The organism is Azonexus sp. R2A61, from assembly GCF_021401135.1.
Lineage (GTDB): Bacteria > Pseudomonadota > Gammaproteobacteria > Burkholderiales > Rhodocyclaceae > Azonexus.
This window is the reverse complement of the sequence record NZ_JACBFO010000001.1, coordinates 314,153-339,371: the sequence shown is the minus strand read 5'-3', so window position 1 is coordinate 339,371 and position 25,219 is coordinate 314,153. Positions and strand designations below refer to the sequence as shown.

16 protein-coding genes and 1 riboswitch are annotated in these 25,219 nt (G+C 62.4%); of the genes, 10 read left to right on the top strand and 6 right to left on the bottom strand.

Annotated elements, in window-relative coordinates; all coding sequences use genetic code 11:
• Entirely contained in the window at nt 1-735 is a 735-nt protein-coding gene (locus L0962_RS01670; RefSeq protein WP_234083090.1) for a pirin family protein, read from the top strand.
• 128 nt (nt 736-863) lie between these two features.
• Here L0962_RS01670 and L0962_RS01665 read toward each other — a convergent pair whose 3' ends face one another.
• Complete coding sequence (locus tag L0962_RS01665) at nt 864-1,094, bottom strand: DUF3079 domain-containing protein (RefSeq protein ID WP_234083087.1); 231 nt, start codon at nt 1,092-1,094, stop codon at nt 864-866.
• Between the two features lie 41 nt (nt 1,095-1,135).
• A complete protein-coding gene (gene yjjJ, locus L0962_RS01660) occupies nt 1,136-2,440 on the bottom strand; it encodes a type II toxin-antitoxin system HipA family toxin YjjJ (protein WP_234083083.1) in 1,305 nt (434 codons plus the stop codon).
• Between the two features lie 204 nt (nt 2,441-2,644).
• Here yjjJ and L0962_RS01655 point away from each other — a divergent pair, with 204 nt between their 5' ends.
• The 4 genes from L0962_RS01655 to rsgA all read left to right on the top strand — a co-directional run bounded on the left by L0962_RS01655 (nt 2,645) and on the right by rsgA (nt 5,959).
• On the top strand, nt 2,645-3,253 hold the full coding sequence (locus L0962_RS01655; protein ID WP_234083080.1) for an ORF6N domain-containing protein: 609 nt from the start codon (nt 2,645-2,647) through the stop codon (nt 3,251-3,253).
• A 195-nt stretch (nt 3,254-3,448) separates the two neighbouring features.
• The gene (locus L0962_RS18265) at nt 3,449-4,000 is read left to right on the top strand and encodes an RNA 2'-phosphotransferase (protein WP_367398003.1); all 552 of its coding nucleotides are present in this window, start codon (nt 3,449-3,451) and stop codon (nt 3,998-4,000) included.
• Nucleotides 4,001-4,034: 34 nt separating this feature from the next.
• Nucleotides 4,035-4,406 carry a hypothetical protein gene (locus tag L0962_RS01650; RefSeq protein ID WP_234083076.1) on the top strand — a complete coding sequence of 124 codons (372 nt, stop codon included), beginning with the start codon at nt 4,035-4,037 and terminating at the stop codon, nt 4,404-4,406.
• Between the two features lie 434 nt (nt 4,407-4,840).
• Nucleotides 4,841-5,959 carry a ribosome small subunit-dependent GTPase A gene (gene rsgA, locus L0962_RS01645; RefSeq protein WP_234083073.1) on the top strand — a complete coding sequence of 373 codons (1,119 nt, stop codon included), beginning with the start codon at nt 4,841-4,843 and terminating at the stop codon, nt 5,957-5,959.
• Between the two features lie 106 nt (nt 5,960-6,065).
• On the opposite strand, the gene L0962_RS01640 is transcribed toward rsgA, so the two are convergent.
• Both L0962_RS01640 and metH read right to left on the bottom strand, forming a co-directional pair.
• Entirely contained in the window at nt 6,066-6,542 is a 477-nt protein-coding gene (locus L0962_RS01640) for a VF530 family DNA-binding protein (RefSeq protein ID WP_234083057.1), read from the bottom strand.
• A 19-nt stretch (nt 6,543-6,561) separates the two neighbouring features.
• Nucleotides 6,562-10,221 (bottom strand): methionine synthase, encoded by a 3,660-nt coding sequence (metH, locus tag L0962_RS01635; protein ID WP_234085050.1) that lies wholly within the window; start codon nt 10,219-10,221, stop codon nt 6,562-6,564.
• Nucleotides 10,222-10,297: 76 nt separating this feature from the next.
• A riboswitch (S-adenosyl-L-homocysteine riboswitch) is annotated at nt 10,298-10,368 on the bottom strand.
• A gap of 93 nt (nt 10,369-10,461) precedes the next feature.
• Between metH and L0962_RS01630 the strand changes: the two genes are divergently transcribed.
• The 4 genes from L0962_RS01630 (at nt 10,462) to L0962_RS01615 (ending at nt 18,471) form a co-directional block, all read left to right on the top strand.
• Nucleotides 10,462-13,284: a DEAD/DEAH box helicase family protein gene (locus L0962_RS01630; protein ID WP_234083054.1), complete on the top strand. Its 2,823-nt coding sequence runs from the start codon at nt 10,462-10,464 to the stop codon at nt 13,282-13,284.
• Nucleotides 13,284-14,825: a restriction endonuclease subunit S gene (locus L0962_RS01625; RefSeq protein WP_234085042.1), complete on the top strand. Its 1,542-nt coding sequence runs from the start codon at nt 13,284-13,286 to the stop codon at nt 14,823-14,825. The genes L0962_RS01630 and L0962_RS01625 overlap by 1 nt, the downstream gene beginning before the upstream one ends.
• Before the next feature lie 40 nt (nt 14,826-14,865).
• Nucleotides 14,866-16,821, top strand: a complete 1,956-nt coding sequence (locus L0962_RS01620) for an RNA-binding domain-containing protein (RefSeq protein WP_234083051.1) — start codon at nt 14,866-14,868, stop codon at nt 16,819-16,821.
• A 168-nt stretch (nt 16,822-16,989) separates the two neighbouring features.
• Nucleotides 16,990-18,471, top strand: coding sequence for a class I SAM-dependent DNA methyltransferase (locus L0962_RS01615; protein ID WP_234083047.1), 1,482 nt, complete (start codon nt 16,990-16,992; stop codon nt 18,469-18,471).
• An 11-nt stretch (nt 18,472-18,482) separates the two neighbouring features.
• On the opposite strand, the gene L0962_RS01610 is transcribed toward L0962_RS01615, so the two are convergent.
• Nucleotides 18,483-20,522, bottom strand: coding sequence for a cache domain-containing protein (locus tag L0962_RS01610; protein ID WP_234083043.1), 2,040 nt, complete (start codon nt 20,520-20,522; stop codon nt 18,483-18,485).
• On the bottom strand, nt 20,519-21,883 hold the full coding sequence (locus tag L0962_RS01605; protein ID WP_234083038.1) for a sigma-54 dependent transcriptional regulator: 1,365 nt from the start codon (nt 21,881-21,883) through the stop codon (nt 20,519-20,521). The genes L0962_RS01610 and L0962_RS01605 overlap by 4 nt, the downstream gene beginning before the upstream one ends.
• Nucleotides 21,884-22,163: 280 nt before the next feature.
• On the opposite strand from L0962_RS01605, the gene fdnG reads away from it, so the two are divergent.
• Nucleotides 22,164-25,211, top strand: coding sequence for a formate dehydrogenase-N subunit alpha (gene fdnG / locus L0962_RS01600; RefSeq protein ID WP_234083034.1), 3,048 nt, complete (start codon nt 22,164-22,166; stop codon nt 25,209-25,211).
• Nucleotides 25,212-25,219: the final 8 nt, after the last annotated feature.

Here is a 25,219-nt window from a genome sequence, read left to right as displayed (position 1 = left end):
ATGATGTCCATCACTACCCTTGAGCGCCGTCCCGCCGACCAACGCGGGGTTGCCGAACACGGCTGGCTGAGTTCCCGCCATACCTTTTCCTTCGCCCATTACGACGATCCCGAGCAGCGCGGCTTTTCCGACCTGCTGGTGATCAACGACGACCGCGTCGCACCGAGCCGCGGTTTCGGCACCCATCCGCACCGCAACATGGAAATCTTTTCCTACGTGCTCGACGGCATGCTCGAACACAAGGACACCGCCGGCAACGCCGGGCGCATCGTGCCCGGCGACGTGCAGATGATCAGCGCCGGCGCCGGCATCGCCCACAGCGAGTTCAACGGTTCGGATCGCGATAGCGTGCACTTCCTGCAGATCTGGCTCTTGCCGGCCGTTTCGGATACTCCGCCGGGCTACCAGCAGCGGCACTTCCCGAGCAGCGAGAAGCGCGGCCGTCTGCGCCCCATCGTGACTCCGGATGGCGCTGACGGCAGCATCCGCATCCGTCAGGATGCCCGTGTCCATGCCGGATTGTTCGACGGCCCGGAAAGCGCCACGCTGACGCTGGTCGGCGACCGCCATGCCTACGTCCATGTCGCGCGCGGCGAGATCACCGTCAATGGTCAGCGCCTGGGTGCCGGCGACGGCCTCAAGCTCAGGCATGTCGATGCCGTCAGCCTGAGCCAGGGGCACGATGCCGAAGTGCTGGTCTTCGACTTGCGGCCGGTGGAGACGGATTTCTACTGAGGAATCCGGAACGCCTGGTGTGACCAGGAAATCCCGATGTCTTTCCGGATAGGGGGCATCGGGATATCGCCGTCGGGAGGAGACGACTGTTGGATCGATTGCGTTTGTTACGCCAGGAACCGGCCCGATCAGCCGCGGTCGGGGTTGGTGAGCGATGCGGCGACTGCCGACGGATCGTTCTCGTCCGGTTCGATACCCCAGTCACCCCAGGTATACCAGTCGTCGCCGAGCATTTCGCAGGGATGCATGGTGCGGCCCGAGCCGTTGCCACATTGCAGATCCCTGGCCGGACAATACTTGTCACAGCCCCAGCAGATGCGCTCGGGATGCTTGGGGTGGAGGGGGAAGCGTTTGGCCAAGGGCGGTGTCGGACTGAACGAAGTCGGGCTTGCGGTGTAGCTTACCCCAGTCGGGCGATGCGCGTTGCCGCCTCGTCGATATGCCGGTCCAGCGCCGCGATGCAGGGCTGGAAACGCGGAGAGAAGGCGGCGGTGTCGCTGAGCCGGGCGAAGAAATTCTCGGCCAGTTGCAGCGCCTGCCGCCAGGTATCGGCATCGACGGCAGCGATCAGCGCCGCCGGCGCCAATGTATCGACGAGCGCGCCGCCAGAACGCGGGGCAAAACCCATGGGCAGCATGTCGTAGGCCGGCGCCAGCTGGTAAGGGCGGCCATGCAGGCTGACGAAGGAGAGGTTGCCGGCGTGCATGTCGGTATTGCCGATCAGCGTGCCGAAGGCCCAGAGCAAGGCGGCACCGCCGACGGCCTCCGTCTCCACTTCTCGGGCGGACGCCAGGCGGGCGACCAGCGATGGCCAGGGCGCGGCGGCATCGCCGACGAATTCGGCGTCGAGCGCGCGCAGCGAAAAGACGCCGACGCGGCCCAATTGCCCGACGCGGTCGAAGCGCGGCACTTCCAGGAAACGCTGGCCGGCGAAATCGAAGACCTCGCTGGCGACACCGAGCACCGCCAGCGCCTGATGCTCGGCCAGCAGCAGGTCGCGCCAGCGTTCGCTGACCGGGTTGTCGTCGGCCGCCGAAAACTTCACCAGCACATGGCCGCGCTCGCTACAGGCACAGAACTTCGGCTGCTCGCCGCCGGCCGACGAGCCGGGCAGTTCGCCAGCACTGGCGGCACGCGCTAGCGCCGGATAGGCCGTCGCCCGCTCGACCGGCTGCGGTGCCGGCATGGCCAGGAAGCGCTCGCGCGCCGCTTCGCCGATCAGCAGGTTGCCAATCGCGTCATGACCCTGCGCCAGCAGCGCGTGCAGGACTTCGGCGTCGCTCCACTGCTCCGGGTTCGCCGGCAGGCCGAGGCCGGCCGCGTGGGCCGCGGCATAGGCGCGGCCGAGATAGCCCTGCGGCCGCATGTCGAACAGCCACCAGGGCAGGCCGTCGCTGTGCAGCGTGACGCCGTCGGCCTGGACCATGACGAAACCCGCCGGCCGCACCGGCACCAGCCGGCCCAGCTCGCGGATCTGCCCTTCGTCGCTGACCCGGAACACCGGCGCGGCGACGGCAGCCCGGCCGGCATCGCGCAGCGCGTACTGAATAGCCGGCCCGGCGCCGATACGCACCACCTCGTCACCCAGCGCCGCCAGCGCCCGCGACACCGTCGGCTGGCTGATCCCCGTCTTTTCAACGAGTTGCCGCGCACTCAAGGGGCCTTGAGCGAGCAGCAGGCGAATGGCGTCGGCGTGGCGCGACATGATTTGAATAGATCAGTGAATAAATAAACGAATAACTATTCTAGACGGCCAATGGCCAGGCGTCACGAAATCCTGGCTGGCAAAGCCATCTCTCTCCAACAAATTGCCTTTGGTGGGATGTTTGGAAAATGCAAAAGGGATATTCTGGCGCGCTGCTGAAGCATGGGCAGGCCAGTCATGCAGCTTTTGAAAGGAGGAAGTGAAATGAGCCAGGAACAGGTACGCGAGCCAGTGCAGGCGGTGATCGGTAGCCGGATTTTTGTCTTACGAGGGCAGCGAGTCATGCTCGATAGCGATCTCGCAGAACTCTATGGCGTCCAGACCAAGGTGTTGGTGCAGGCTGTCAAACGGAACCTGGAGCGCTTCCCCGTGGATTTCATGTTTCAGCTTGAAAAACAGTACCTTGCCGTTTTGAGGTCACAATTTGTGACCTCAAGTTCGACCCATGGCGGTCGCCGGACTGCGCCATATGCCTTTACCGAACAAGGCGTCGCCATGCTCTCGTCGGTACTGAACAGCCCGCGTGCCATTGCAATCAACATCGAGATCATGCGCACCTTCGTGCGCGTCCGCGAGTTGGCCAATACCCAGGGCGAACTGGCCGAGCGCCTCAATGAACTGGAGGAGAAAACCGAAGCCCTGGCCCTCCAGCAGGACAACTTCGCGCACCATACCCGCGCTCAGCTAAAGCAGGTGTTTGAGGCGATTCGCCAGTTGATGACCCCGCCGGAACCTAGCAAGCGTCGCATCGGCTTCGTGCAGCCAGCAGATGAAACCAGAAAGCCGAAAGCTGTCAAAGAAAGGCGTGAATGATCGCCGGCGATCCGTTACGCCGGGAACGATTCCCGCCTCTGGTTGGTTGTTGTTGGCAGACAACCGATCCCTGTATGGATATGCTATAGAGGTTCTATCCAACCCTCCTCGATAAATCGAGCTTGGCTCCTTTTGTCGATTCGCAGCAACAAACCGGACGTTTCTGCTTGTGAATAACTATCATCCATCTACTACATGTCCCATCGCCTCGAATCGTTAAGCAAGTTTCTCAGTCTTGTTCTTCGCCACAGGCCCGAGGAAATCGGCCTGACCCTAGACGAGCACGGTTGGACGGAGATCGATTCCTTGGTTGCTTTGGCCAATTCCAGAGGAACACCTCTGACGCGTGATCTCGTACTGGAGATAGCCGCGACCAGCGACAAGAAGCGATTCACCATCTCTCCAGACGAAAACCGAATTCGAGCCAATCAAGGACATTCAATTGCGGTGAATCTGAACCTAAGCTCACAGGAGCCTCCACACGAACTATTTCATGGCACGGCAACGAGATTTGCGCGGTCCATTCGCGAGAATGGTTTGCTTCCAGGTTCACGACAGCATGTGCACCTATCGCTAAATGCGATAACAGCGAGCGAAGTAGGTGCCCGACACGGCAAGCCGTTGGTGCTGGCTGTTCGGGCATTGGACATGCACCGTGACGGCTTCGAATTCCTACTATCCGACAATGCCGTCTGGCTTACGTCTGCTGTCCCGCCTCGCTATCTTGAGTTCCCAGACCAAACCTGACATTCCGACCATTCTTCTATCTCGACCCTACGCCATGTGGCCATTCAAAAAGAAGCAGACAACCCAACCGGAAGCACTACCTCCTGCTTCCATTTCCTATAGCCAGGTGGATACAACCGAGCGATTCGGTGACAACCTAGGGCTTGCACAGGACGAATGGATTGCCACCATTCCTCTGAACGAAATGACTCAAGATCCGGAGAGCATGGGGCTTCCGTCAGTCGGCGCCAGCGCGGATGAAGTCTTTCGAGTTGCTTCGCGCCTGTCTCAACTACGGGAATCGATTCCAATCCCGACTGATGGCGTTTACTGCGCTGTTTGCCATATTGCCAATATTGATATCGGCAAACTACGAAGTCCTTGCCCCCAATGCGGCAGAGAGTTGTTGAAGTTCGGCTGGGATTGAGCCGCTGGCTATTCGCCGCTGCCTTCGGCCTTCCGCCCCTGAGCTAGCACCTTCCTGAACGGCTGCCCTCTGCAACCTTGAAGGGCTGGGTTGAGTCGATAGTTGCCCCAAGGCAAAAGCAGGAGTTTTCCTGGCCAACTCCCCTGTATTCCCCAGTGGTGTCGCGAATTTGCAGATGCCCTGCCGCCAGACTGCACCTGCTAGTTCGGCATCATTGCTTTCCCCCCCTCCCCCCGGCTACCATTCCCCAGCGTTGTCCGTTTTGGCGCGCCTGACTTGATTGAGGTTTGGATGTTGGAGATTGCCGTCATCCGGTAACCCCGTTCCCTGCAGCCGCAGGGGATTGAGGTTATCGGGATCGAAAGACCGGGTAGACCACCCGCAGGTGGTTTGCCGTTTCTGTTCGTTCAGATGACGCCAATGGGAAGACCAACATGACGATTTCCAAACCGATGGCCGCGCCTTTGTCCGCGCCGGCCGACCCATCCACTTTTTCTGCTGCCGACTGCCGGGAAACCGGTATGCCGCCCGCCGTGCCCTGTGGCCCGGACGAGACCATTGCTCAGGTGACGGCGGTTGATCGTGACCAGTACCTGATCCGCAACGCCGCCGGCGAAGTCCCGGCCCGACTTACCGGCCGGACGGCCTACACCCGTGTTTCCGCTGTCGACCTGCCCTGCGTCGGCGACTGGCTGCGGGTCTGCCTGCACGATGACGGCGCCCACGCCAGCATCCTTGAGGTGCTGCCGCGCCGCGCCTTCCTGCGCCGGAAGCGGCCGGGCAGTGCGGTCGAGTTCCAGATGATCGCCGCCAATATCGACCTCGCCTTCATCGTCCAGTCCTGCCACTTCGATTTCAACGTGCGCCGGCTGGAGCGCTATCTGGTGCTGATCCGCGAAGGCGGGATCGAGCCGGTGCTGTTGCTGACCAAGACCGATCTGGTCAGTCCGGAAACGCTGGCGGAACTGCTCGCGCAGATACGCCAGGCCGGCATCGCTGCCCCCGTCGTCGCGCTGAGCAATGTCAGCGGCGAGGGCATCGCGGCGATCCGCGAGCTGATCCAGCCCGGCCAAACCTGCTGCCTGCTCGGTTCGTCCGGGGTCGGCAAGACGACGCTGGTCAATCGTCTGCTCGGTGACGAGGGTTTGGCGACCGGCGCGGTCAGCCAGTCCGGTGAAGGCCGGCACACGACGACGCGCCGCCAACTGATCCCGTTGCCGGGCGGTGCCAGCCTGATCGACATGCCGGGCATGCGCCAACTGGGCATGCTCGATGTCAGCGAGGGCATCGCTGACAGCTTTGCCGACATCCGGGCGTTGGCGCGTGATTGCCGTTTCGCCGACTGCACCCACGAGTGCGAACCGGGTTGCGCCATCCAGCGCGCCATCGCCGAGGGCGAAGTGGACGCCGAGCATTTCCGCAACTACCAGAAGCTGCTGCGGGAATCGGCGTTACACGAGATGTCCCTGCACGAGAAACGCGACAAGGACAGGGCGTTCGGCAAGCTGGTGCGTGCTGCCGGCAAGGCGAAGGGGCGGCGCCAGAAGGGGTGAAGGCTGATGGATGCTCGGAGGGGCTGCCCTGGAAAACGGCAGCCCTCGCCAACGGGGCCTGGCGACTTGTCTTGCTGGTTCGGTTAAGCCGTCAGCGCCTCGCGTCTTACTTCCGCCACTTCGCCCAAGGGTCGTCATTGCCGGCGGCCGGACTCGGCCGCGGCGACGCCGGGCGGCGACCCCGCTCCGGGCGTTGTGCGCTTTCCCGGTCGTGCTGCTCGGCCTTGCGGGCGCGCTTTTCGCGCAGCCGTTCGGCGTCTTCCAGGCTCAGTACGGCCGGCGGCCCCGGCACCTGGTCGGGCGGGACGATGCGGTCGCGCGGCGGGCGCTCGAACTGCTCGGCCGAGGCGCGCGGCAGGCTCTTGTACTGGTAGAGGTAGAAGGCCTCGACCTTCTCGCGCGCCCAGTCGGTCTTCTTCAGGAACTTGACGCTGGATTCGGTGCTCGGGTTGGTCTTGAAGCAGTTGATGTTGAGGTAGGCGTAGAGGATTTCGAAGCCGTAGTGCTGGGCAAGTTCGCTGACCACCTGCTTCAGGCTGACGCCGTGCAGCGGGTTGTTGCTGTAGTTGATTTCGTCGGTCATGGGGTGTTCCGGCAGTCGATTACAGCAGCGGTGCCAGCCAGCGTTCGGCTTCGCCGAGCGCCATGCCCTTGCGGGCGGCCCAGTCTTCCAGTTGATCGCGGCCGATCTTGGGGATGGCGAAGTACTTGGCGCCGGGATGACCGATGTAGAAGCCGGAGACGGCAGCGGCCGGGGTCATCGCGCAGGATTCGGTCAGCCCCATGCCGATTTCCGGGGCGTCGAGCAGGGCGAACAGCTCGCGCTTGGCGGTGTGGTCGGGGCAGGCCGGGTAGCCGGGGGCGGGGCGGATGCCGGTGTAGGCTTCGGCGATCAGCGCGTCGTTGTCGAGCTTTTCGCCGGCGGCGTAGCCCCAGAACTCGGTGCGCACCTTCATGTGCAGCCATTCGGCGGCGGCTTCGGCGAAGCGATCGGCCAGCGCCTTCAACATGATCGCCGAGTAGTCGTCGTGGGCGGCTTCGAAGGCGGCGACGCGGTCGTCGATGCCGAGGCCGGCGGTGACGGCGAAGGCGCCGGCGTAGTCGTTTTCACCGACGAAATCGGCGAGTGCAGTGTTGAAACGCCCGGCCGGCTGCTTGATCTGCTGGCGCAGGCCGACCCAGCGGGTGGCCTCGACGCTACGCGATTCATCGGTGTACAGCACGATGTCTTCGTTCTCGCCGCGGGCCGGATAGAGGCCGAACACGGCTCTTGCGGTCAACCACCGTTCGGCGACGATTTTCGCCAGCATCGCCTGCGCGTCGTGGAACAGCTGGCGGGCGGTTTCGCCGACGACGTCGTTGGTCAGGATGGCCGGGTAGCGGCCGGCCAGGTCCCAGCTCTGGAAGAAGGGCGACCAGTCGATGTAGGGGACGAGGTCGGCGAGCGGAATCTCCAGCGTCTGGCGACCAAGTTGCGCCGGTTTGACCGGCGCGTGCGCTGCGTTCCACGTGAAACGATTGGTGCGGGCGTCGGCCAGGCTGACCAGCGTGGCGCCCTTGCGGCCGGCGTGTTCGGCGCGCACGGTTTCGTATTCGGCGGCGATTTCGGCGACGTAGCCGGCCTTCTGCTCGGTCGACAGCAGCTTGGTGGCGACGCCGACGGCGCGCGAGGCGTCCGGCACGTAGACCACCGGGCTGTCGGTGTTGGTGGCGATCTTGATCGCGGTGTGGGCGCGGCTGGTCGTCGCGCCGCCGATCAGCAGCGGCTGGTTCATGCCGTGCCGCTTCATCTCGGCGGCGACGTGGGCCATTTCTTCCAGCGACGGGGTGATCAGGCCGGACAGGCCGATGATGTCCACCTTGTGCTCGAGCGCCGCCTTGAGGATGTTGTCGCAGGGCACCATGACGCCGAGGTCGATGACGTCGTAGCCGTTACAGCCGAGCACCACGCCGACGATATTCTTGCCGATGTCGTGTACGTCGCCCTTGACCGTGGCCATCAGGATCTTGCCCTTGGAGCCGAGGCCGGTGCGGGCCTTTTCGGCTTCGATGTAGGGCAGCAGGTGGGCGACCGCCTGTTTCATGACGCGCGCCGACTTGACCACCTGCGGCAGGAACATCTTGCCGGCGCCGAACAGGTCGCCGACGACGTTCATGCCGCTCATCAGCGGGCCTTCGATGACCGCCAGCGGCGGTTTGCCTTCGCTTTCGAGCTTGGCGCGCACTTCCTCTGTGTCGGCGACGACGAAATCGGTGATGCCCTTGATCAGCGCATGTTCCAGGCGCTTCTCGACCGACTGCTCGCGCCAGCTCAGGTCCGGGCCGGCGTCCTTGGCCTTGCCTTCCTTGACCGTCTGCGCGAAATCGACCAGCGCCTCGCCGGCGCCGGGGTTCTTGTTCAAAACCACGTCCTCGACCTTGGCCCGCAGCTCCGGCGCCAGGTCGTCGTACACGCCGAGCATGCCGGCGTTGACGATGCCCATGGTCATGCCGTTCTTGATCGCATGGTAGAGGAAGACGGTGTGGATCGCCTCGCGCACCGGGTCGTTGCCGCGGAAGCTGAACGACACGTTGGAAACGCCGCCGGAAATGTGCGCGTGTGGCAGGTTTCCCTTGATCCAGCGCACCGACTCGATGAAATCGACGGCGTAGTTGTCGTGTTCCGGGATACCGGTGGCGATGGCGAAAATGTTCGGGTCGAAGATGATGTCTTCGGCCGGGAAGCCGATGCCGGTGAGCAGCTCATACGCCTTGCCGCAGATCTCGATCTTGCGGGCGTAAGTGTCAGCCTGGCCCTTTTCGTCGAAGGCCATGACGATGACGGCGGCGCCGTAGCGGCGGGCCAGTTTGGCCTGTTCCAGGAACTTGGCTTCGCCTTCCTTCATCGAGATGGAATTGACGATGCCCTTGCCCTGGATGCACTTGAGGCCGGCTTCGATGACTTCCCACTTCGACGAGTCGATCATGATCGGCACGCGCGAGATGTCCGGTTCCGAGGCGATCAACTTGAGGAACTTGTCCATGGCGGCGAGCGAATCGAGCATCGCCTCGTCCATGTTGATGTCGATGACCTGCGCGCCGTTCTCGACCTGCTGGCGGGCGACAGCCAGCGCGTCGTCGAAGCGTCCCTCCAAAATCATGCGGGCGAAAGCGCGCGAGCCGGTAACGTTGGTGCGTTCGCCGACGTTGACGTAAAGCGACTCGGCGGTGACGTTGAAGGCTTCCAGGCCGGACAGGCGCAGCGCCGGTTCGATTTTTGGCGTTTTACGCGGGTTGACCGCAGCAACGCGGTTGGCAATGGCGCGGATATGGTCAGGCGAGGTGCCGCAGCAGCCGCCGACGATATTGACGATGCCGCGCTCGGCCCAGCCGGCGATCTCGTCGGCCAGCTGTTCCGGGGTTTCGTCGTAGCCGCCGAAGGCATTCGGCAGGCCGGCGTTGGGGTGGGCCGAGACGTAGCAGTCGCAGACGCGCGACAGTTCCTCGACGTACTGGCGCAGCTCGCTGGCGCCGAGCGCGCAGTTGAGGCCGAAGCTCAAGGGCTGGACGTGGCGCAGCGAGTTCCAGAAGGCCTCGGCAGTCTGGCCGGAGAGCGTGCGGCCGGAAGCATCGGTGATCGTGCCGGAGATCATCACCGGCCAGCGGCGGCCGGCGATGTCGAAGTATTTCTCGATGGCGAACAGCGCCGCCTTGGCGTTCAGCGTGTCAAACACGGTTTCGACGAGCAGGATGTCGGCGCCGCCCTCGATCAGGCCGGTGGTGGCCTCGACGTAGTTGGCGACCAGTTCATCGAAGTTCACGTTGCGGTAGCCGGGATCGTTGACGTCCGGCGAGATCGACGCGGTGCGCGAGGTCGGGCCGAGGACGCCGGCGACGAAGCGCGGCTTGGCCGGGTTCTGGGCGGTGAATTCGTCGCACAGGCGGCGGGCCAGTGCGGCGCCTTCGAAGTTCAGTTCGTAGACGATCTCGGTCAGGTTGTAGTCGGCCTGCGAGACGGCGGTCGAGTTGAAGGTGCAGGTTTCCAGGATGTCGGCGCCGGCGGCCAGGTACTCGCGGTGGATGCCGCCGATGATGTCGGGGCGAGTCAGCACCAGCAGGTCGTTGTTGCCCTTGAGGTCGTGCGGGTGATCGGCGAAGCGCTCGCCGCGGTAGTCTTTCTCCTGCAGGCCGTGGCGCTGGATCATCGTGCCCATGGCGCCGTCGAGGACGAGCAGGCGTTGTTCGAGCAGGGTGTGGAGTTCGGCAGTACGGTCGGGCTGGATCATGGCTTACCTCGGCAAAGCAAAGTACCGGTGACGCCGCCAAAAGCGAACGGCGCTGCAAACCGGCGGGAAACAGGGTTTGCGAGCGCCGTTGAACGTTGCCGAGCCTGGCCATTCAGGGAAATGGTCGCAGCGCTCCTCGGCAGGAGGCGAAGTGTAGCGGTTGGTAGGGCGCCTGCCAAGCCAAGTCACTGATTCTTCGCTTATGATGTCCGGCTGATCGTCTTCTCCTCTCCGGGCATGAGCGAAAACCAGAATCCAGAACAACAGGCACGTGACCGCATTGACGGACAACTGAGCGCTGCTGGTTGGGTTGTTCAGGCCAAGAACAAGGTCAACTTTGGCGCAGCCTGCGGGGTGGCGGTACGCGAATGGCAAACCGACGTCGGCCCCGCCGACTACGTGCTCTTCATCGACAAGCAGGCGGTCGGTGTCATCGAAGCCAAGCGTGAGGAGGAAGGTCAGCATCTCACCGTGCACGAAAGCCAGACCGAAGGCTACGCCGCCGCCAAGTTGAAATGGGTCAATAACAAGGCGCCGCTGCCTTTTCTTTACGAAGCCACCGGCGCGATTACCCGCTTTACCGATGCGCGCGACCCCAAACCGCGCTCGCGAGAGGTGTTCAGCTTCCACCGCCCGGAAACCCTACGCGACTGGCTGAATCAGGGCAGCAGCCTGCGCGCCCGCCTCGCCGAATTGCCGCAACTAAATCCGGAAAACAAGCCGGCCAGCGAACTCCATCTGCGCGACTGCCAGGAAACGGCGATTACCAACCTGGAGCAATCCTTCCGCGACGCCCGGCCGCGCGCGCTGATCCAGATGGCCACAGGCGCTGGCAAGACTTACACCGCGATCACCAGCATCTACAGATTGCTCAAGCACGCCGACGCCAAGCGCGTGCTCTTCCTGGTCGACACCAAGAACCTCGGCGAGCAGGCCGAGCAGGAAATGATGGCCTACGTGCCGATCGACGATAACCGCAAATTCACCGAGCTCTACAGCGTCCAGCGGCTCAAAAACAGCTTCGTCGACAAGGGCGCCGACGTCTGCATTTCCACCATCCAGCGCCTCTATTCGCTGCTGCAGGACAAGGAATTGCCGGAGGACGCCGAGGAAACCAACCCGGCCGAGTTGACGCAGCCGAAAGCCCCGCCGCCCGTCGCCTACAACGCCAAAATCCCGCCCGAATTCTTCGATTTCATCTTCATCGACGAATGCCACCGCAGTATCTACAACCTCTGGCAGCAGGTGCTCGACTACTTCGATGCCAGCCTGATCGGCCTCACCGCGACGCCCGACAACCGCACCTACGGCTTTTTCAGGAAGAACGTCGTCAGCGACTACAGCCATGAAAAAGCCGTCGCCGATGGCGTCAACGTCGGCAACGAGATTTACCTCATCGACACCCAGGTCACTCAGCAAGGCGGCGTCATCGCCGCGCAGCAGCAGGTCGAAAAGCGCGAACGCCTGACGCGCAAAAAGCGCTGGGAGCAGCAGGACGAAGACGCCGCCTACACGGCCAAACAGCTCGACCGCGACATCGTCAATCCGGACCAGATCCGCACCGTCATCCGCGCCTTCCGCGACAAGCTGCCGGCCATCTTCCCCGGTCGCGCCGAAGTGCCGAAAACTCTGATCTTCGCCAAGACCGACAGCCACGCCGACGACATCATCAACACCGTGCGCGAGGAATTCGGCGAAGGCAACGCCTTCTGCAAGAAAGTCACCTACCGCGCCGGGCAGGACAAGAAGCTGGCCGACGGCAGCGTGCAGGAAGGCGAAGACCCTAAATCCATCCTCGCCCAGTTTCGCAACGAATACCACCCGCGCATCGCCGTCACCGTCGACATGATCGCTACCGGCACCGATGTGAAGCCGCTCGAATGCCTGCTCTTCATGCGCGACGTCAAAAGCCGCAACTACTTCGAGCAGATGAAAGGCCGGGGAACGCGCACGCTGGACATGGATGCCCTGCAAAAGGTCACCCCCAGCGCCAAAACCGCCAAGACCCACTACGTCATCGTCGACGCCATCGGCGTCACCAAATCGCTGAAAACCGCCAGCCAGCCGCTGATCACCAAGCCCGGCGTGCCGCTGAAAGACCTCGCCATGGGCATCCTGATGGGCGCCACCGACACCGACAGCGTTTCCTCGCTGGCCGGCCGCCTGGCCCGCCTCAACAAGCAGCTCGACGCCGACGACCAGCGCCGCCTGCGCGAAGCGGCCGGCGGCGTCGAATTGAGCCACGTCGTCAGCAAACTCTTCAACGCCATCGACGCCGACCTCATCGAAGCCCGCGCCCTCGATCTGGCGGGCCTGCCCATCGGCAACGACCCCGGCGACACGCTGCGCGACCAAGCCCAGCAACAACTGGTTGGCGAAGCTGCCGCGCTGCTGAATGGCGAATTCATCGAACTGATCGACACCATTCGCCGCGAAAAAGAACAGACCATCGACCACGACACCCTGGATAGCGTCATCTACGCCGGCTGGAGCCAGGACAGTACCGCCCAGGCCGAAGCATTGACCGTTGAGTTCGCCGACTGGCTGGCCGCCAACCGGGATGAAATCGAAGCCCTGACCATCTTCTTCGCCCAACCCTGGCGGCGGCGCGAAGTGACCTTGAAACTGGTGCGCCAGGTGCTCGACAAGCTCAAGGCCGACAAACCGAAACTCGCCCCGCTGCGCGTCTGGCAAGCCTACGGCCAGCTCGACCAGTACAATGGCGCCCCGCCGGAACAGGAACTGACTGCGCTGGTCGCCCTGATTCGCCGCGTCTGCGGCCTGGACGAAAAGATCACCCCGTTCGCTGACACCGTGCGCAAGAACTTCCAGACCTGGATCATGCAGCACCACGCCGGCACCACCGAAAAATTCAACGAAGCACAGATGAACTGGCTACGCATGCTCCGCGACCATATTTGCCACTCTTTTCACGTCGACCGCAGCGATCTGGACTACAGCCCCTTCGACGCCCAGGGCGGGCTGGGGAAAATGTGGCAACTGTTCGGCGAGGGCATGGACCCGTTGCTCGATGAGTTGAATGAGGCGTTGGTGGCGTGATGGGTGTTGGGAAGTTGCCTGCGGGGTGGGCGTTAACAACTCTTGGAGAAGTTGCGGCGTGGGGATCGGGGGGGACGCCTTCGCGCTCACGGCCAGAGTATTTTCGAGGGAATATTCCTTGGATTAAAACCGGGGAGCTTGGTGCCAAATACATTCGGGACGCTGAAGAACGAATTTCAGAAACTGCTATTGCTCAATCAAGCGCCAAAATTTTCCCAAAGGGGGCAGTTGGCATTGCGATGTACGGTGCCACGATAGGCAAGCTATCAATCTGGGGAATTGATGCGGCAACAAACCAAGCCTGTGCAGTTGGGATTGGTGGCGAAGCCTTGAACAACGAGTTTTTGTACTACTTCTTGGCCTCTGAGAAGCGTAGTCTCATCAAGGCAGGGAAAGGTGGTGCCCAGCCAAATATTTCCCAAGGGGTCATCAAGGAGTGGCCGTTAAATCTTCCACCCCTCGCCGAACAACAACGCATCGTCGCCAAAATCGAGGAACTGTTCTCCGAACTCGATCAGGGCGTGGCCAGCCTGAAAACCGCCCGCGAACAGCTCAAGGTCTATCGCCAGTCGCTGCTCAAGAATGCCTTCGAGGGCAAGCTCACCGCCGCCTGGCGCGCCGCCCACGCCGACCAACTTGAAACCGCCACCGCCCTGCAACAACGTATCGCCCGCGAACGCCAGGCCCGCTACCAGCAACAACTCGCCGACTGGAAAACCGCCGGCCAAGCAGGCCCCAAACCCAAACCCCCCAAGCCCCTGCCACCGCTTACTCCCGAAGAACTCGCCGAGTTACCTGAATTGCCGGCGGGGTGGGGGTGGATACGTTTGGGCGCCGCAAACGTAGAGGTTTTTGACGGGCCATTTGGTTCCAACTTGAAAAGCAGTGACTACGTTTCAGATGGCGTGCGTGTCATTCGCTTGGAAAATATCGGTGCGATGGCCTTTATCGAGGACAAACTCTCTTTTGTTACTCCCGAGAAGTATCTGGAGTTGGAAAAGCACACAGTTTTCCCAGGCGATTTGGTTTTCTCGTCGTTTGTTACTGAAAATGTTCGGGTTGCAATGGTTCCGCCAAGTATTGAAAAGGCGGTAAATAAGGCGGATTGCTTCTGTATTCGGCTTTTTGGTGAAACGCTTTTGAACAGTTTTGCGCTGAGTTTCTTGGCGACACGCTCAGTCTATAAGCGTCTTGAAGAGGAAATTCATGGCGTTGGGCGCCCCCGAATCAATACGACACAACTGAAAAATGTGGTGATTCCGGTTTGCTCCACCGATGAGCAGCGCGAATTGATTGCCTTGATTCAGGAAAAACTCTCCGAAGCCGACCAACTCGACCAAACCCTTACCACCGCGCTGCAACAGGCCGACGCGCTGCGCCAATCCATCCTGAAAAAGGCTTTCTGCGGTCAACTGGTCGAACAGGACAAAAACGACGAACCCGCCACCGCCCTGCTCGAACGCATCCGCGCCAGCCGTGGCGCTTCCCCGGCGAAGGGCCGGCAGGCAAAATTGGTCAGCAAGCCGCTGACCAATTGTTGATACAAGCCTTTGTGCAAAACAGGTATTCCGAGATAACGCCATGGATGATCTGATCGATATTTCCGAACTCGCTGGTCTGGCCGAAGCCTACGACCTGGAGTGCAAGGCGGCCCAGGGTCGGGACGGTCGCGGTGAGGTGCCGGAGGATTTCTGGAAGAGCTATAGCGCCATGGCCAATGCCGATGGCGGGATCATCCTGCTCGGCGTGCAGGAAAAGCCGCGTGGCGAATTCAAGGCTTTGGGCATTACCGATGTGGAACGCCTGCGCAAGGCGATCTGGGACAACCTGCACAATCGTAAGCAGATCAGCATCAATCTGCTGAGCGAGCAGGCTATCCAGCCGATCAAGGTCGATGGCAAGACGGTGCTGCGTATCGAGGTGCCGCGTGCGCCGCGCCAGGCCAAGCCGGTGCATCTGGGCAGCAACCCGCTGGGCGGCACCTATCTGCGGCGTTACGAAGGCGATTACCCGGCCGACGATGAATCGGTGCGCCGCATGCTGGCCGAGCGGGTCGAGGATTCACGCGATGAGCGGATTCTCAAGGGATTCGATTTCGGCGATCTGGATATGGATACGGTGTCGGCTTACCGGAACCGTTTTTCGGCGGTCAAACCCGGCCATGTCTGGGCGGATTTGCCGGTGCCGGAGTTTCTGGAGCGTATCGGTGCAGTCGGCAAGAACCGAGAGGAGGGTTACTCCGGGATTCGTCTGGCCGGCCTGTTGATGTTCGGGCGCGCCGAGGTCATCCGCGATGCCTTGCCGCATTACATGGTCGATTATCAGGAGCGCCCGGAAGCCAAGGCAGAAAAACGCTGGGTTGACCGGCTGGTGCCGGATGGCAGTTGGTCGGGGAATATCTACGACTTTTTCCGCAAAGTGTATCAAAAGCTGACGGCTGATCTGAAAATCCAGTTCCAGCTCAAGGATGGCCAGCGCATTGAAGACACGCCGGTGCATGAGGCCTTGCGGGAGGCGTTGGTCAATACGCTGATCCATGCCGATTTCTCGGGCCGGGCTTCGGTGCTGGTGGTTAAGCGCCCGGATATGTTCGGATTCCGCAACCCCGGATTGATGCGGATTTCACCTGAAATGGCCATTCAGGGCGGGACTAGCGATTGCCGCAATCGTCGGCTGCAAACCATGTTTCAGTTGGTGGGCTATGGCGATCATGCCGGCTCGGGAATTCCGAAGATTTACAGCAACTGGGCCAATCGGCACTGGCGTCGCCCGGTTCTCTATGAAGTACGCGAGCCGGAACAGACCTTGATGGAATTGCGCATGACCAGCCTGGTTCCGGAGGAGGTAATTGCCGAACTGGAGGCGCATTTGGGTGATCGCTTCCATTCGTTAACGGATACGGAGCGCATGGCGTTGATCATTGCAAGTTCAGAGCGGGTGGTTAGCCATGCGCGTCTGCATGAGGTTTGTACCGATCATCCTGCGGATATTTCCAAAGTGCTGGCAGGTCTGGTGAGAGAGGGACTGTTACTTTCCGATGGCGCAGGGCGAGGAATGGAGTATTTCCTTCCGTGGCAGAAGGCCCGGGAGGATGCCCTTTTCGACCTGCGGGTCGAAATCGCCAATGCAGTAAAGGCTGTTGCCATATCACCGGGGTTGGCTGCGGTGATATCACCGCAGCTGGGGCCTATATCACCGGAGCTTGGCCCGATGCCACCGGAGCTAACGCCTCAGTATCTGGATTGGGAAGACTTGTCACCGGAGTTGCAAATCGAGCTATCGGAGATTGCCGCGCCGATCAGACCCAAGCGTCGGGTTGCGCCAGAGGAGCTTCAAAATGTTGTTTTTGCGCTTTGTACTGGGCGTTTTTTGGGACGCAGGGTGCTGTCTTATCTGTTAGAGCGCGACCCCGATGATTTGCGCAAACGAGTGTTGACCCCGATGGTGCAAGCCAAGCGCTTGATTCCGGCTTTTGCATCGACGAGTAATCCGAAGCAGGCGTATATGTCGGCAGAAGTGGCTGATTCAGGAAAATAGATCGGTGTGCCTTCGTTGATATTCAGGACCGGTAGGTTTCTTGATCGTGTTTTGATTCAGGATGCACGCCGGACCCATTTTGCTGAAAATAAATCCCAATAAATCAGCCAACTGTTCCTTATCTGGACGCCTTAAAACTCTTGATTTTTGCTTGAAAGATTCACCGAAATGAACGCAACCGCATCCATCGTCTCCCGTGTCTGGAGCTTCTGTACCACACTGCGCGACGACGGCGTCGGCTATGGCGATTACCTCGAACAGCTGACTTACCTGATTTTCCTGAAGATGGCCGACGAGTACAGCCGGCCGCCGCATAACCGCAAGATCGGCATCCCCGCAGAGTTTGCCTGGCCGAGCCTGAAGGGCGCGCGCGGGGCGGCGCTGGAGGTGCAGTACGTGACGGTGCTGCGCGAGCTGGGCAACAAGCCGGGCTTGCTCGGGCAGATTTTCACCAAGGCGCAGAACAAGATACAGGACCCGGCCAAGCTGTCGCGGCTGATCGACATGGTCGATGAAACCAATTGGGTGACGCTGGGGGCGGACGTCAAGGGCGACATTTACGAGGGCCTGCTGGAGCGCAACGCCGAGGATACGAAGTCGGGGGCGGGGCAGTATTTCACGCCGCGGCCGTTGATCCGGGCGATGGTCGAGTGCGTGCGGCCGTTGCCGAACAAGACCATTGCCGATCCGGCCTGCGGCACCGGCGGCTTCTTCCTCGCTGCCTACGATTTCCTGGTGGACACCTATCCCGGCATGGACCGCGAGCAGCGCGCTTTCCTCAAGCACGACACTTTCTTCGGCAACGAAATCGTCGCTGGGACGCGCCGGCTGGCGCTGATGAACATGTTCTTGCACAACATCGGCGAGATCGACGGCGACAGCCCGATTTCGCCGAACGACGCGCTGATCGCGCCGCCGCCGGAGAGTTACGACTACGTGCTGGCCAACCCGCCCTTCGGCAAGAAGAGCAGCATGGTGTTCACCAATGAGGACGGCGAGCTGGATCGCGACGATTTGACCTACAACCGCCAGGATTTCTGGGCGACGACCTCGAACAAACAGCTCAATTTCGTGCAGCACATCCGCAGCCTGCTGAAGACGACCGGCCGCGCCGCCGTGGTGGTGCCGGACAATGTGCTTTTTGAAGGCGGTGCCGGCGAGACGGTGCGACGCAAGCTGCTGGAAACGACCGATCTGCACACCATCCTGCGCCTGCCGACGGGCATCTTCTACGCCAACGGCGTCAAGGCCAACGTGCTGTTCTTTGATAACCAGCCGGCGCGCGCCGAGCCGTGGACGAGGGAAGTCTGGGTCTACGATTACCGTACCAACATCCACCACACGCTGAAAAAGAAGCCGCTGCGCTACGAGGATTTGCAGGATTTCGTCGCCTGCTACAGCCCCTTGAACCGTTTCGAGCGCAGTGAAACCTGGCACGAGACGAACAACCCGGAAGGCCGCTGGCGGCGCTTCAGCGTCGAGCAGATTTTTGCCCGCGACAAGACCAGCCTGGATATTTTCTGGTTGAAGGACAAGAGCCTGGCCGACCTCGACAATCTGCCGGAGCCGGACGAACTGGCCGGCGAGATCATCGAGAATCTGGAAGCCGGGCTGGCCAGCTTCAGGAGCGTGGTCAGCGCTTTATCCTGATCCTCGTTCGCTCAGCCGAGCGGCTCGCAACGCATCCAGACGGTGAAGGTGGCGCCCTGGCCCGGCGGGCTGTCGAGCGTGATCCGGCCGTCGTAGCGTTCGACTAGCGACTGGCTGACCCACAGGCCGAGACCGTGGCCGTCGATCTTGTGGGCGGTGAAGAAGGGTTCGAAGATGCTGGTCTGGTTCTCCGGCGGTACGCCGGGCCCGGTATCGCTGACCACCAGTTTCAGGCCGATCGGCATGTCGGCCTCGTCCCAGTCTTCGGTGGACAGAGTCAGTACGCCGCCTTCCGGCATCACCTGGATGGCGTTCACCATCAGGTTGATCAGCACCTGCTGTAACTCGTTCTTGTTGCAATTGACCCGGCGCACCGAATGCAGGCGCTGTTCGATGGCGATGTTTCCCTTCTTCAGCAAGTGGCCGACCAGTAGTAGGCAATCCTGGATCAGTGCCTGCGGCGAGACCGGCTCGATGTAGCCGACGAATTCCTGCGGCCGGGCAAACTGTAGCAGCTTGGCGACGATCAGCCGGATGCGGTGCACCTGGTCGACGATCAGCTGCAATTCGCCCTCGACCGGTCTGGCCTGCTCGCCGAGCAGTTCGCGGGCGAGCTCCAGGTTGCCCTGGATGACGGCGATCGGATTGTTGATCTCGTGGGCGACGCCTGCGGTCAACTGGCCGATGGCGGCCATTTTCTCGTGCATCACCAGCTTGCCCTGGGCGGCGCGCAGGTTGGACAGTGCCTGACGCAGTTCGCCGGTGCGGCGGGCGACCTCGCTGTCGAGCGATTCGCCCCAGCGTTGCAGCGATTGCGCCTGCGCCTGCTGGCGTTCGAGCAGGCGGTCGAAATGGCTGGCCAGGTCGCTGATCTCGTCGTGGCCGCCGACCGGGCCGACGCGTGCGTCGGGGTGGCCGCTCTCGATCGCGGTCATCGTCGCATGCATGCGTTCGATCGGCTTGAACACGCGGCGCGCCAGCAGTACCGCAAAGACCGCGGCAAACAGCATGACCGCGGCGAAGATGCCGATGACGACGACCATCGCGGTTTCCTTGGCGGCGGCGAAAGGCTTGTCGAGGAAGCCGACGTAGAGCATGCCGACGCGCTCGCCGCGGCTGTCGAGCAGCGGTCGGTAACCGGACAGATACCAGTCGCTGACGACGAAGGCGCGGTTGTGCCAGGTCTGGCCCTGGCCGAGCACCGCATCGCGGACTGCCTGCGAAACGCGCGTGCCGATCGCCCGCTTGTCCTCGAACAGGCGGACATTGGTGGCGATGCGCACGTCGCCGAGGAACAGCGTTGCCGTTCCGGAACTGCCGAGCGGCAGGGTGCCGTCGGGATAGACGATCTCGTTGAGCCGGTCGACGAAGGGCAGGTTGCCATTGAGCAGCACGCCGCCGGCCAGTACCGCGACGATGTGACCGTCGGCGTCGAACATCGGGGCCGCGGCATGCACCACCAGACCGCGTTCTTCCACCTGCCGGCTGTCGGGGGCGGCGTTGCGGGTCGGGATCAGCGTGGTGTGGGCGCGGGCGGCGAGCCGCGGGTCGATGGCCCGCAAAAGTTCCGCCGGAAAGACGTCGACCGCACTATTGCCGTCGCCGGCGCGGGCGCCTTCGATCACCGGCCAGTCGGGAAAACAGGTCTTGCGGCCGGCCGGTGCCAGTTGCGGCGTCAGCACGCAGCCGTCGGGCGACAGGATCAGCAGGAAGTCGAGATGCAGGCGTTCGCGCTCGTTGTCGAGCCACAGCGGCAAATGGCCGGAATTGCGCCCGCCGGCGTAATGGCGGGCCAGCCGGGTGGAGGCGGCGAGGCTTTCGAGCGAGCTGCCGATGCCGCTGGAAACGCGTTCGAAATAGCTGTTGGCGACGATCAGGTCGGAGGCGGCCTTGGCGATCAGCAGGCGGTCGACGTAGGCGCTGCCCCACTGCATCAGCAATACCGTCAGCAGCGGCAGCACCAGGCCGGGCGGCAGCAGTGCCAGCAGCAGCAGCCGGCGGCGGATCGAACGCCGCCGCGGTGCGGGTTCGCCCGGTTCGGTGTCGCTCATTCGCAACCCCAGGCCGTGCACTTGCGGTCCAGCGTCTTGCGCGAAATGCCCAGGCGGCGGGCGGCTTCCGATTTGTTGCCCTGGCAGCGTGCCAGGGTGGCCAGGATGTGGCGCTTCTCGACCGCTTCGAGCAGTTCGTCGTTGCCGTCGCCGTTGCTGTCGATGTCGTGTTCGTCGGGTCCGAGGTCGAACCAGCCGAGGATCAGCGAACGTTCGATGAAATTGCGCAGTTCGCGCACGTTGCCCGGCCAGTCGTAGGCCGACATGCGGGCGAGGATGCGCGGACTGAGATCGAGCATCGGCACATTCAGCCGCGCCGACAGCAGGTCGAGGAAATAGCGGCTGAGCAGCGCGATGTCGTCGGTTCGTTCGCGCAGCGGCGGCAGGTAGATTTCCAGCACCTGCAGCCGGTAGTAAAGATCCTGACGGAAGCGCTGCTGGGCGACTTCCTGGCGCAGGTCGCGATTGCTGGCGGCGATCACCCGCACGTCCACGGGGATTTCCTGTTCCGAACCGACAGGCCGGATGCGCCTTTCCTCGAGCACGCGCAGCAGCTTGGCCTGGGCGGCGGGGGGCAGTTCCGAGATTTCGTCGAGGAACAGCGTGCCGCCCTGGGCGTAGTAGAACAGGCCTTCGCGCTTGCCCTGGGCGCCGGTGAAGGCGCCCTTGACGTGGCCGAACAGCTCGGATTCGATCAGTTCGGACGAGATCGCCGCGCAGTTGAGCGGCACGAAAGGTCCTTCGGCTCGTCGGCTCATCTTGTGCAGGGCGCGGGCGGCGACTTCCTTGCCGGTGCCGGATTCACCGGTCAGCAGGACCGTCGCCGAGGAAGGGGCGACCCGCTTGAGGCGGTCGCAGACGCCCTGCATCGCTTCCGACTGGCAGATCACGCCCTCGACGGCGGTGGATTGTTCCTCGACCTCGCGGCGCAGCACGAAATTTTCGCGGCGCAGGCGCGAGCGTTCGAAACAGCGTTCGACCGCGTTGAGCATCTGCGCTACCGAAAACGGTTTGAGCAGGAAATCCGAGGCGCCGCCGCGCAGCGCGTCGATGGCGGTATCGAGATTGGCGTAGGCGGTGATCAGGATCACATCGCCGCCGTAGCCTTCGCTGCGTAGCTCGTGCAGCCATTCCAGGCCGTTGCGTCCGGGCAGCGCGATGTCGAGTACGATCAGGTCGTACAGGCAGTGCGACAGCCGCGGTGCGGCTTCCTCGACGCTGCCGGCGGTGTCGACCTGCCCGTGACGCTGGCTCAGCGCCCGTTGCAGGAAGTTGATCATGCCCGGTTCGTCGTCGACGACCAGGATCGAATATTGTCGTTGGGGGGAGGCGTCGTTGCCGTCCGGGGTGTTGTCATCCATCGTTTGCTCCGCTTCGCCCCGCATCATCGCAAACTCGGCGCGACTTCGGCAAACCGCCGTGCTTCGGTCGGCGGCGCCGGGCTTGGTCATTCTGGCCGGCAAGGTGGGACATTTTGTCCAATGTCGAGGCCGGGCGGGACAAAATGTCCATTTCGACGAAGGGGTTTTATAACCCTTTTTGCTGTGAACCCTTTCGATTCATCAACTTGCCGATTTTGGCACGGTCGTTGCCCTCAGTTTTCGGGCGAGGCGAGCTCGCAGTCCAGGAGGGAAGGAAAAGATGAATATCAATCGACGGCAGTTTTTCAAGATTTCGGCGGCCGGTCTCAGCGGTTCCGGTCTTGCCGTGATGGGCATGGCCCCCACGGCTGCCCAGGCGGAAGTCCGCCAATACAAGCTGTTCCGCGCCACGGAGACGCGCAATAACTGCACCTACTGTTCGGTCGGCTGCGGCATCCTGATGTACAGCCTCGGCGACGGCGCCAAGAACGCGAAGAAAAAGATCTTCCACGTCGAAGGCGATCCGGATCATCCGGTCAGCCGCGGTTCGCTGTGCCCGAAGGGTGCCGGCGTGCTCGACTTCATTCACAGTGCGCAGCGCCTGAAATATCCGGAAGTGCGCGAGGCCGGCACCAATGAATGGAAGCGCATTTCCTGGGACGAAGCGATCGATCGCATCGCCCGCCTGATGAAGGATGACCGCGACGCCAACTTCATCGAGAAGAACGAGAAGGGGCAACTGGTCAATCGCTGGGCGACCACCGGCTTCCTCGGTTCGTCGGCGGCCAGCAACGAAACCGGCATCCTCGACGTCAAGTTCGCCCGCGGTCTCGGCATGGTGCACCTGGAGAACCAGGCGCGCCTCTGCCACGGTCCGTCGGTGGCCGGTCTGGCCCCGTCCTTCGGGCGTGGCGCGATGACCAACAACTGGGTCGATATCAAGAACGCCAACGTGATTCTGGTGATGGGCGGCAACCCGGCTGAAGCCCACCCGGTCGGCTTCAAGTGGGCGGTCGAGGCGAAGATCCGCAACAAGGCCTACATGATGGTGGTCGATCCGCGGTTCAACCGGACTGCCGCCGTCGCCGATTTCTATTCGCCGATCCGCGCCGGCGCCGATGCGGCCTTCCTGCTCGGCGTTGCTCACTACTTGCTGACCAACGACAAGATTCAGCACGAATACGTCAAGGCCTACACCAATGCGCCGCTGATCGTGCGCGAGGACTACAAGTTCGAGGATGGCCTGTTCAGCGGCTACGACGCCGAGAAGCGCAGCTACGATCGCTCGTCCTGGGCCTACGAACTGGGTGCCGACGGCTATGCGCTGCGCGATGAGACGCTGCAGCATCCGCGCTGCGTCTTCAACCTGCTCAAGAAGCACGTCGAGCGCTACACGCCGGAGATGGTCAGCAATATCTGCGGTACGCCCAAGGAAGACTTCCTGCACATCTGCGAAAAACTGGCCGCCACCTGCGTGCCGGACAAGACGACGAGCATCCTCTACGCGCTGGGCTGGACCCACCACGTCGGCGGCTCGCAGATGATCCGTGCCTCGGCCATCGTCCAGTTGCTGCTCGGCAACATCGGCATGCCCGGCGGCGGCATCAACGCGCTGCGCGGCCACTCCAACGTACAGGGCTTCACCGACCTGGGCGTACTGACCACGATGCTGCCCGGCTACCTGACGCTGCCCAACGAAAACCAGCAAAGCCTGCAGACCTATCTTGAACAGCGGACTCCGAAGACCCTGGTCGACAAGCAGGTGAACTTCTGGAAGAACACCTCCAAGTTCATGGTCAGCTTCCTCAAGGGCATGTACGGCGACAAGGCCACCCCGGAAAACAACTTCGGCTACGACTGGCTGCCGAAGTGGGACCGCAGCTACGACGTCATGGCCTTCGTCGAGCAGATGGCTCAGGGCAAGGCCAACGGCTACATCGTTCAGGGCTTCAACGTGATCGCTGCCGCTGCGTCGTCGGGCAAGGTGCGTGACGGTCTGGCCAAGCTCAAGTATCTGGTGGTGATGGACCCGCTGCAGACCGAAACCTCGTCGTTCTGGCAGAGCCACGGCGAGTTCAATGACGTCAATCCGGCGGAAATCCAGACCACCGTGTTCCGCCTGCCGTCGTCCTGCTTTGCCGAGGAAAACGGCTCGATCGCCAACTCCGGCCGCTGGCTGCAATGGCACTGGGCGGCGCAGACGCCGCCGCACGAAGCCTGGCACGACGGCAAGTTCCTCGGCACCTTGCTGATGAAGCTGCGCGAGTTGTACGAAAAGGAAGGCGGCGTCTGTCCCGAACCGCTGATGAACCTGGACTGGCATTACCACGATCCGAAGGATCCGCATCCGGAAGAGGTCGCCAAGCAACTCAACGGCTACGCACTTGCCGACCTGTTCGACGACAAGGGCAACCAGATCGCCAAGAAGGGCGAACTGCTGTCCAGCTTCGCCCACCTGCGCGACGACGGCACGACGACCAGCCTGTGCTGGATCTACACCGGCCAGTGGACGCAGGCCGGCAACATGATGGCGCGCCGCGACAACACCGACACCGGTCTCGGCAACACGCCGGGCTGGGGCTTCGCCTGGCCGGCCAACCGCCGCCTGCTGTACAACCGTGCTTCGGCCGATCCGGCCGGCAAGCCGTGGGATCCGAAGCGCAAGTTCCTGCACTGGGACGGCGTCAAGTGGAGCGGTGCCGATGTGCCCGACTATCCGCCGACGGCGGCACCGGGCAGCGGCGTCAGCCCGTTCATCATGCTGCAGGATGGCGTCGGCCACCTGTTCTCGATGGGCGCGATGACCGACGGTCCGTTCCCCGAGCACTACGAGCCGGAAGAAAGCCCGATCCCGGCCAATCCGCTGCATTCCGGCAGTGGCAAGAGCCCGGTGGCGCGCATCTTCAAGGACGACAAGCCGTCCTTCGGTTCCCGCGAGGAATTCCCCTACGTGGCGACGTCCTACTCGATCACCGAAATGTTCCGTCACTGGACCAAGCATTCGCTGCTCAATGCCGTGGTCCAGCCCGAGCAGTTCGTCGAGATCAGCGAGAAGCTGGCGGCCAGCAAGGGCATCAAGGCCGGCGACCTGATCAAGGTGTCGAGCAAGCGTGGCCACATCCGCGGCAAGGCGGTGGTGACCAAGCGCGTGATGACGCTGCAGGTGGCGGGGCAGGAGGTCGAGCAGGTCGGCATTCCGGTGCACTGGGGCTTCGAAGGCACGACCCGCAAGGGCTTCCTGGCCAACACCCTGAGCCCGCGCGTCGGCGATGCCAACACCCATACGCCGGAATACAAGGCCTTCCTGGTCAACGTTGAAAAGGTCTGAGGAAACCA

What these genes read in the sequence shown, in the direction of transcription:
- L0962_RS01670 (WP_234083090.1), top strand. Translation starts at nt 1, where the DNA reads ATGATGTCCATCACTACCCTTGAGCGCCGTCCCGCCGACCAACGCGGG.
- yjjJ (WP_234083083.1), bottom strand. Translation starts at nt 2,440, where the DNA reads ATGTCGCGCCACGCCGACGCCATTCGCCTGCTGCTCGCTCAAGGCCCC.
- L0962_RS01655 (WP_234083080.1), top strand. Translation starts at nt 2,645, where the DNA reads ATGAGCCAGGAACAGGTACGCGAGCCAGTGCAGGCGGTGATCGGTAGC.
- L0962_RS18265 (WP_367398003.1), top strand. Translation starts at nt 3,449, where the DNA reads ATGTCCCATCGCCTCGAATCGTTAAGCAAGTTTCTCAGTCTTGTTCTT.
- L0962_RS01650 (WP_234083076.1), top strand. Translation starts at nt 4,035, where the DNA reads ATGTGGCCATTCAAAAAGAAGCAGACAACCCAACCGGAAGCACTACCT.
- rsgA (WP_234083073.1), top strand. Translation starts at nt 4,841, where the DNA reads ATGACGATTTCCAAACCGATGGCCGCGCCTTTGTCCGCGCCGGCCGAC.
- L0962_RS01640 (WP_234083057.1), bottom strand. Translation starts at nt 6,542, where the DNA reads ATGACCGACGAAATCAACTACAGCAACAACCCGCTGCACGGCGTCAGC.
- L0962_RS01630 (WP_234083054.1), top strand. Translation starts at nt 10,462, where the DNA reads ATGAGCGAAAACCAGAATCCAGAACAACAGGCACGTGACCGCATTGAC.
- L0962_RS01625 (WP_234085042.1), top strand. Translation starts at nt 13,284, where the DNA reads ATGGGTGTTGGGAAGTTGCCTGCGGGGTGGGCGTTAACAACTCTTGGA.
- L0962_RS01620 (WP_234083051.1), top strand. Translation starts at nt 14,866, where the DNA reads ATGGATGATCTGATCGATATTTCCGAACTCGCTGGTCTGGCCGAAGCC.
- L0962_RS01615 (WP_234083047.1), top strand. Translation starts at nt 16,990, where the DNA reads ATGAACGCAACCGCATCCATCGTCTCCCGTGTCTGGAGCTTCTGTACC.
- L0962_RS01610 (WP_234083043.1), bottom strand. Translation starts at nt 20,522, where the DNA reads ATGAGCGACACCGAACCGGGCGAACCCGCACCGCGGCGGCGTTCGATC.
- L0962_RS01605 (WP_234083038.1), bottom strand. Translation starts at nt 21,883, where the DNA reads ATGGATGACAACACCCCGGACGGCAACGACGCCTCCCCCCAACGACAA.
- fdnG (WP_234083034.1), top strand. Translation starts at nt 22,164, where the DNA reads ATGAATATCAATCGACGGCAGTTTTTCAAGATTTCGGCGGCCGGTCTC.